The 8,187-nt window shown below is 41.4% G+C and carries 7 protein-coding genes; all 7 read left to right on the top strand.

Annotation, left to right across the window (positions count from 1 at the left end; translation table 11 throughout):
- Positions 1 to 205 precede the first annotated feature (205 nt).
- A complete protein-coding gene (locus E7204_RS06815; RefSeq protein ID WP_295182996.1) occupies positions 206 to 1,498 on the top strand; it encodes a molybdopterin molybdotransferase MoeA in 1,293 nt (430 codons plus the stop codon).
- 365 nt (positions 1,499 to 1,863) lie between these two features.
- Positions 1,864 to 3,174: a cation:dicarboxylase symporter family transporter gene (locus E7204_RS06820; RefSeq protein WP_295182997.1), complete on the top strand. Its 1,311-nt coding sequence runs from the start codon at positions 1,864 to 1,866 to the stop codon at positions 3,172 to 3,174.
- 591 nt (positions 3,175 to 3,765) lie between these two features.
- A complete protein-coding gene (locus E7204_RS06825) occupies positions 3,766 to 4,365 on the top strand; it encodes a TetR/AcrR family transcriptional regulator (RefSeq protein ID WP_295182999.1) in 600 nt (199 codons plus the stop codon).
- A gap of 25 nt (positions 4,366 to 4,390) precedes the next feature.
- Positions 4,391 to 5,260, top strand: a complete 870-nt coding sequence (locus E7204_RS06830) for an aldo/keto reductase (RefSeq protein ID WP_295183001.1) — start codon at positions 4,391 to 4,393, stop codon at positions 5,258 to 5,260.
- Positions 5,261 to 5,291: 31 nt separating this feature from the next.
- Positions 5,292 to 6,137 (top strand): aldo/keto reductase, encoded by an 846-nt coding sequence (locus tag E7204_RS06835; RefSeq protein ID WP_295183003.1) that lies wholly within the window; start codon positions 5,292 to 5,294, stop codon positions 6,135 to 6,137.
- A gap of 366 nt (positions 6,138 to 6,503) precedes the next feature.
- Positions 6,504 to 7,790, top strand: coding sequence for an APC family permease (locus E7204_RS06840; protein WP_295183005.1), 1,287 nt, complete (start codon positions 6,504 to 6,506; stop codon positions 7,788 to 7,790).
- Between the two features lie 185 nt (positions 7,791 to 7,975).
- On the top strand, positions 7,976 to 8,187 hold a 212-nt coding region (locus tag E7204_RS06845; protein ID WP_295183008.1), incomplete at its 3' end, for a hypothetical protein.

The following is an 8,187-nucleotide window of genomic DNA, read 5'->3' on the forward strand; positions in this document are numbered from 1 at the left end:
CGGTTGATAGATTATTGGCCGTGGTGTATATGAACGACAATGAGGCGTTTTCACAAGAAAATGTATTGCCATCGGACGGCGTAGCTGTGTTTTCATTACATGATATAGAATCATTGGCCAAATGGCTGGTAAAAGAAGTATGCTTTAATTAAGTTACTGTAGGAAGTTGTATTTTAGATTATAAAAAAGCTGAGGAGGTGACCGTATGGAAGGCATTACGGTTGAAGCGGCGCGAAGTAAATTATTGGATTTGGTAGCACAGTTACCGCCCCGAGAAACAGAGAATATTCCTTTAGAAGATGCGTTGGGTCGTGTTTTAAGCACAGAACTGACTGCCAAGACAAGTATTCCGCCATTTCGTAAGGCTCCTTATGACGGTTATGCCATTGTACATAGTGAAGGACAATCGCAGTTTACGGTTATTGCCACAATCGGTGCGGGTGAAAAATATGAAGGCAAAGTTCTTCAAGGCGAAGCTGTGCGCATCATGACGGGCGCGCCGGTGCCTGATGATTGCGACACCATTGTTATGCAGGAACGCTGTCGTTTGTGCTCCGATGATGGGATACCGTTGCAGCATTCGCAGGTGCGCGACGTAATGGAACCTATGGGTTACGATATTTTAGTAAACGGCGTTATTGAAAAAGGCGAAAATATTATTCCGGAAGGCGAAGAATGTGCCGAAGGGGATATATTGATGACCGGTGGCGTTTTATTGGATGCAGGCCGCGTGTCTGTTGCAGCCGGGCTTGGGCATCGACAATTGCCGGTATATAAAGAACCTAAGGTTGTAGTGCTAACTTCAGGTCGCGAAGTGGTGCCTCTTTCAGAAACGCTGCAAGGTGCTCAAATCTACAACTCTAATCTTTATATGCTGGAAGGTTTGTTGAAGGAGCAAGGGGTTACCGGTTTTAAAGCTCATCATGTAAGTGACGATCCGGATAAGCTGGATGAAGAAATTGAAACAGTTCGTCAGTTGGCGGCTGATGCGGACTTAATTATAAGCACCGGTGGTGTGTCTGTGGGCCTCTTTGATTCTATGCCTGCGATTTATGAAGCCTTAGGAGCTGAAAAATTGTATGATCGCATCTTCATGCGTCCCGGTGCCGCTTCCTATGGTGGTGTGATTCGTCGTGAAAATGGTGGTCTTACTTTCTGTTTGGGCCTTTCCGGTAATCCTACAGCGGCGTATAATTGCTATCATTTGTTAGTTTTGCCGGTATTGCGTAGTTTGCAGGGACGACGCGATATCATGTTACCGGTAGTTATGTTAAAACTGGGTAGCGGCATTCACAAAAAGAACCCATTTGATCGTTATGTGCAAGGGGCGATTACTTGTGAATCAGGGGAAGCCGTGTTCATGCCGAATCGTGTATTTACTTCCAGTGCTTTATTGGGACTTGCCCACGCTAATGGTATGGCAAAATTGGAACAAGGTCAGCATAACTATGAAGAAGGGGATTTAGTGGCCGTATCGCTATTGAAGGCTCATGAATAAATTCTTTTATGACAACTCAACGATAAGGCACAATTAACAGTAGCAATTTATTGGTATACAACTATAAAGGACATCTTCCGTGTTTTGTACATGTGACAGATGTCCTTTTTGTATAAACAATTACAAAAATGTATAATTAGTCATTCTATAGCAAATTGCAAGGAACGAACTTTTTTGATATAATGGAAAAGCTTCATGTTAATTCAAGGGTATTTCAAGCGTAGTTATAATCCATTGGAAGAAGTAAAATCAATGGTTTATAACTCTTTTTTATTTTCTCCTTATTCTAAAACTATGACTTGGAATTTGCCTATCACAAGTCGAATTACCCTTGAATTAATGAAGGCTCATTTGAAATAATTTATATGTATGCGAAAAAGGAAGTGATTGCATTGGCTATGTTAAAAAAATTAAGTCTGGCTTCATGGATTATTATCGGCTTATTGGCAGGCGTTATCGTGGGCGGCGTCGCTCCGGAGTTTGCCAAAAGTCTAAAACCATTGGGCGATGTATTTATCCGTATGATTAAAATGATCGTGGTACCGCTCATTTTCAGCTCCTTGGTTATGGGGATTGCCGGAACCGGTGATTTTAAAAAACTCGGACGGTTGGGCGGTAAAGCGATTTTATGGTTCGAATTTGCTACCAGTTTGGCATTGATCGTAGGCTTATTTGCCGTGAATGTCATGGAACCGGGCGTTGGCGTAGCTTTAACGCAAAACGGTGCTTCCGAAGTAGTAAATAAAGCGGCTTCCGCTCATGGTATCGACCACATCGAAATGCTCGTTAACATTGTACCGACCAATATCGTAGATGCTATGGGGCGTGGCGATATGCTTCAAATTATCTTCTTCAGTTGTTTATTTGCCATTGCGGCAGCCAGCACGGGTAAAGACGGCCGTCAAATTATCGATTTATCCAAAGATTTGGCACATATTATGTTCAAAGTCACTCATTATATTATGTACGTGTCGCCAATCGGTATTTTCGGTGCCATCGCTTACACGGTAGGTGAATTCGGTCTCGGCATGTTATTACCACTTTTAAAACTCGTTCTTTGTTTATACTTAGCCTTGATTCTATTCTTGGTAATCGTAATTTCCATTGCCTCGTTTTTGACAAAAACCAATTTATTCCCACTCTTAAAAGTGTTAAAAGAACCATTGGTATTGGCCTTTTCTACGGCAGCCAGTGAAGCGGCGTTGCCGATTGCCATGGAAAAATTGGAACGCGCCGGCCTGCCTAAACAGATTGTAAGCTTCGTGTTGCCTTTAGGCTATACCTTCAACTTGGACGGTTCCACCTTGTATAGTGCGTTAGCTGTTGTGTTTATCTCTCAGGTTTACGGCATACCGTTCCCATTGGAATTACAGTTGTTGATGCTTGTTACTTTGATGCTTTCCACAAAAGGCATCGCCGCGGTGCCGGGCGCTTCCTTAATCGTTATCGCCGGTACGGCAGCCGCTTTCGGTTTGCCGGTAGAGGGCATTGCCATTATTCTCGGTGTTGACCGTATTCTTGATATGGCTCGTACCTTCTGTAACGTAACCGGTAACTGCGTGGCCGCAGCCGTTGTGGCACGTTGGGAAAATGAAATCTCCGCCGATGACTTAGCTAAACGCATGAAAGAACCGTTTAGCGAGGAAGAATTGGAGAATTTGGAGTTTTCAAAATAAAGTTTTCGAAATGAAATAGTTGTCGGTGCGGTAAACGGTCCAAGTGACATCTGTTGGCTCGGATATTAGCCCATTAAGATTATTACACAAAAAAAGATAGTCCATCCTGCTCTCTGGCTCTATAGAGCAAAGTTCGCTGGATGGACTATCTTTTTTCGTTTTTATATCATCTCAGAAATTTCTTAATATCCGAGCCTCTTAGTGCATGGGGCCGTTTCCAAGCACCGGCACCGTATTTACATTTTTCAGTGGAGGGAAGGGGACCACCTCCACCGCGTGAGATGATAATACGCTGCCGGTGATTGTAAAAAGCGTATTGTATCTTATTTTTTTGCTGTGTCGCAATAAATACGGAGTTTTGATGCGTGAGAAGCCCATAGTCCTAGCTAGCGACTTTTGCTCTGAAAGAGCCCAGGAGCAGATAGGACTATGGGCTTTTTACGACCCAAAGCAGATTATTGCGACTGCAACATAAAGATATCGTTGCTTTTTACTTCACCGGCAGATATTTTATTGAATTAAATTCATTGACTTTGATTCATTGAATGTGATACAATGAACATGTAGTTCGAAAAGATTGGATGTGATGATATGAATAATCGGCAGTTGGCTGCCTTAGAAACGAAGAAAAATTTACTGGCAGCAGCTAAGAAAATTATTAGGGAAAATGGTCTTGTTAATACTTCGGTGGCGGAGATTGCAAAGGCTGCGGGCGTTGCCAACGGCACGTTTTATACATATTTTAAACGTAAGGAAGATATAGTATATGAACTTGGCCTAGAAATATATGAGGAGCTTATAGAGAGAGCCAAAAATTTTGAAGGTACGTTTTTAGAACGACTCACATTTTTTATGACGAGCTTTTCAGCGGATATTGAAAAAAGCAGTTTGAAACTTTGTCAGGAATGGGTACGGAATACGGTGAATCCGAATTTAGTCGAAAATCCGGAGCATCGCAATAAAATATATATGGATATAAACACAGTGAAGACTTTATTGGAAGGTGGTGTTGTTCGCGGGGAGTTGAAGGCCGATACGCCGGTAGATGTTTTGGCGCATACAATTATAGATATCTTGTACGGTCAGATGCTCTGTTGGGATATGACTGACGGTGCCTATAGTTTTGAGGAAAGAACCAAAGAGTTTTGTAATATATTTTTAAAATCGTTACTGACACCTTATATTGTGTAAAAATTGACAAAAAGGAGAGATACTTATGACTACAAAGATTCCTACAGTTACATTGAATGATGGCGTGAAAATTCCGGTATACGGTTTCGGCACATTCCTGATTCCCGCTGACGGCAGCACCTATAAAGCAGTGCGTGAAGCGTTGGACTTGGGCATTCGCCATATTGATACGGCCGTTGCTTATTTTAATGAAGCAGAAGTGGGGAAAGCAGTTCGCGAAAGCGGCATTCCTCGTGAAGAAATTTTTGTTACCAGCAAACTATGGCTTCAGGATTATGGTTATGAAGCGGCTAAAAAGGGTATTGAAACGTCCCTTCGTAAATTAGGCCTTGATTACATGGATTTGTATTTGATTCATCAGCCATACGGTGATGTACCGGGTGCATGGCGTGCCATGGAAGAGGCGAAAGCTGAAGGCAAGATTCGCTCCCTTGGTGTAAGTAATATGACACCGAAGATTTGGAATCAGTTTGTGCCGCAGTTTAAAACGATGCCGTCCGTTAATCAGGTAGAATTCAATCCATATTATCAGCAGCAAGAAATTCGTAAGATTATGGCTGAACACGATGTAAAATTAGAAGCGTGGGGTCCTCTAGGCCAAGGCCGCGAAGATTTGCTTACGAATCCGGTAATTGCCGATATCGCCAATTCTCATGGTAAAAACGCCGGCCAGGTTATCCTTCGTTTCGAAGTGCAGGAGGGGATTATCGTTTTCCCTAAATCCACGAAGCCGGAACGCATTAAGAGCAATATGAACATCTTTGACTTCGAGTTGACAGAAGCTGAAATGAATGAAATGCGTGCCCTTGATACCGGTAAAGGCGTGCATAACCCGGATAATGAAGGGGTGGCTGAGTTTTTACTTGCCAACTATGATGTGCACGCCAATGACTAATTAATGTTTATATAGATTAAGGAGAGAAATTATGGAATACAGAGAGTTGTATAATGGTGTAAAAATTCCGATGCTTGGTTACGGTGTGTTTCAGATTCCGGACCACGAAGAAGCGAAAAAATCCGTGGCAACGGCTTTGAAAAACGGCTACCGTTTGATTGATACGGCTCAGGCCTATTTGAATGAAACGGCTGTTGGGGAAGCGATTAAAGAAAGCGGCATTCCGCGCGAAGAAATTTTCATTACCACCAAAGTTTGGGTTCAAGATTACTCGTATGAAAAGACTATCAAAGCTGTGGAATTGTCGTTGGAACGTCTTGGTGTAGAGTATATCGACCTTATGCTCTTACATCAGCCAATCGGTGATTATATTAATGCGTGGAAGGCTCTTGAAAAGTTATATAAAGAGGGCAAATTGAGAGCTATCGGCATGGCTAACTGCTATCCGCACGTAATTGCTGATCTTTGCATGACATTTGAAATCAAACCGATGATTAACCAAGTGGAATTACATCCGTTTTTCCAACAACAGCTTAACCTTGATACAATGAAGGAATACGGCGTTGTACCGGAAGCTTGGGGACCTTTTAACGAAGGTAAACGTAATTTATTTACCGATCCAATTTTGACGGCCATTGGTAAAAAATACAATAAAACAGCGGCACAGGTTGCTTTACGCTGGAATATTCAACGTGGCGTTATTGTAATTCCTAAATCAGTTCGTGAAGAACGTATGCAGCAAAACATAGATGTTTTTGATTTTGAACTTTCGCAGGAAGATATGGATCAAATCAAGACAATGGACATCGGTCATAGCGAAATCGTAAATCACTTTGACCCTGAATTTGTGAAGATGTTGCATAATCATAAGTTTTAATAGCCGGCCGTGAGGGAACCTGCCCAATCATTTGCTTGGCTCAGCTTAGATTAATAAGATTTTGTATACGAAAAAATATCCCATATCGCTCTCTGGCTCTATAGAGCAAAGTTCGCGAGACGGGATATTTTTTTCGTATTTATATCATATCGATTCAATACAAAATGCTTGAGCCAAGCCTCAGAATTTGGGTCAGGGTTCCAATCACAGCCGGCGTATTTATACTTATGGGGCGGGGGGAGAGAACCTATCTTATCTTGGTCTTCGGCTATATAGAACAAAGTTGACTGAAACATGGCTTTTAGTTGACTTTTAATTTTTATGTTTCTATAATGAGGACAAAGTTTTTAATAGGGAGGACATAAAATGAATGATAAAAAGTGGAATTTACAAACAATCGTTCTGTACGGGATTAATGGTGTCATAGGTAGCGGTATTTTTCTCCTACCGGGTTCGGCCTATGACCATTTAGGACCGGCCAGTTTGGTGGCTTACTTATTTGTGTTTGTTTTGGTTATGTCTATTGCTCTTTGTTTTGCGGAGTGCGGCAGTTTGTTTGAACAGTCCGGTGGACCGTATCTTTACGCGAAACAAGCATTTGGGGATTTCTTTGGGTATGAAGTAGGTGTTATGAAATGGATTGTTAGTATAATCGCCTGGGCGACTATGGCCGTTGGCTTTTCCACTGCTTTATCAGCACTGATTCCGCAAATTGCTTCTCCTGTATTGCAAAAGACTATAGCTATTGGGATAATTCTTACTTTAAGCTTGGTTAATCTTTTGGGGATAAACATTATGGCGTATTTAAATAATATTGCTACTGTGGCCAAGTTGATTCCTATGTTAGTATTTGTTTTAGGCGGTATATGGTATGTAGAGGGTGCTAATTATACTCCGTTTATCCCGTCAGATTTGACAATTAACTCTGTGTCCACAGCTTTTATTATTGTATTTTTTGCTTTTACAGGTTTTGAAAACTTAGGTGTAGCTGCAGGGGATATGGAGAATCCAAAGAGGAATGTTCCGTTGGCTTTAATCATATCCATGTCTTTCGTATCGGTAGTTTATTTTTTCGTTCAGTTTAACTGTGTTGGTATTTTGGGTGCTGATTTAGGCGGAACGAAAACGCCTGTAGCAGATGCTATGGGTCATGTTTGGGGGAGTAACGGTTTGTTGCTGGTAACGCTGGGGACCTTAATATCTATAGGCGGGTTGAATATTGCCAGTTCCTTTAATACGCCACGATGTGCTCAAGCATTGGCAGAAGGCAGATTGTTACCTAAATTTATGATGAAAAATAATAAATATAATGTGCCTTATATTTCGGTGCTTATTACAGGGGGATTGGCCATTTTATTAACCTTGACAGGAAGCTTTGTAGAACTAGCCGCAATTAGTGTTATTAGTCGATTTAGTCAATATATTCCGACTTGTATTGCTGTTCCGGTTTTGAGAAAAAAGAATCCCAACCATGCAGGTTATAAAGTGCCGTTTGGGATATTCGTTCCGGTGATTGCCGTCGTAGCTAGTTTATGGCTTTTAGCTAATGCGGATTTGTTTAAATTAGCAGCAGGACTTGGCGCTATGATTCTTGTTGCACCTTTGTATATTCTTATGAAGAAATATAGTTCAGTTGAAAATAGTCGGCCGTGAGGGGAGGGCTTATAAATGAGATTGAATTATGTAAATAATTAATTATGTGAAATAAGCATAATTGAAAAAAGGAATTTGCAATCACGATATAGAATTTACTTGTATCAGCAACTTTTGTTGATTTGTTAGTTTAGATGTATTAGTTTAGACATATTAGGGAATTCAAGTGAATGTGAGGCTATACTATGCAAACTACGTATGAAAAAGTTGTTTCGGTTTGTTCGTATTGCGGTTCCGGTTGCCAGATAGAATTTACTGTCGATAAAAAGGCTAACCGCATAATTTCTGCAAAAGGCGCTCCGGGTCGTACCAACGAGGGGCGTCTTTGTTTAAAGGGTTTTTACGGTTGGGATTACCTGAATGACCCTCAGCTTTTGACGCGGCGTATTACGAGTCC

This window comes from Veillonella sp., from assembly GCF_015058545.1.
Taxonomy (GTDB): domain Bacteria; phylum Bacillota; class Negativicutes; order Veillonellales; family Veillonellaceae; genus Veillonella_A.

Excerpts from the sequence above, each read along its gene's own strand:
- E7204_RS06820 (WP_295182997.1), top strand. The coding sequence starts at position 1,864 with ATGTATGCGAAAAAGGAAGTGATTGCATTGGCTATGTTAAAAAAATTA.
- E7204_RS06825 (WP_295182999.1), top strand. The coding sequence starts at position 3,766 with ATGAATAATCGGCAGTTGGCTGCCTTAGAAACGAAGAAAAATTTACTG.
- E7204_RS06830 (WP_295183001.1), top strand. The coding sequence starts at position 4,391 with ATGACTACAAAGATTCCTACAGTTACATTGAATGATGGCGTGAAAATT.
- E7204_RS06835 (WP_295183003.1), top strand. The coding sequence starts at position 5,292 with ATGGAATACAGAGAGTTGTATAATGGTGTAAAAATTCCGATGCTTGGT.
- E7204_RS06840 (WP_295183005.1), top strand. The coding sequence starts at position 6,504 with ATGAATGATAAAAAGTGGAATTTACAAACAATCGTTCTGTACGGGATT.
- E7204_RS06815 (WP_295182996.1), top strand. The coding sequence starts at position 206 with ATGGAAGGCATTACGGTTGAAGCGGCGCGAAGTAAATTATTGGATTTG.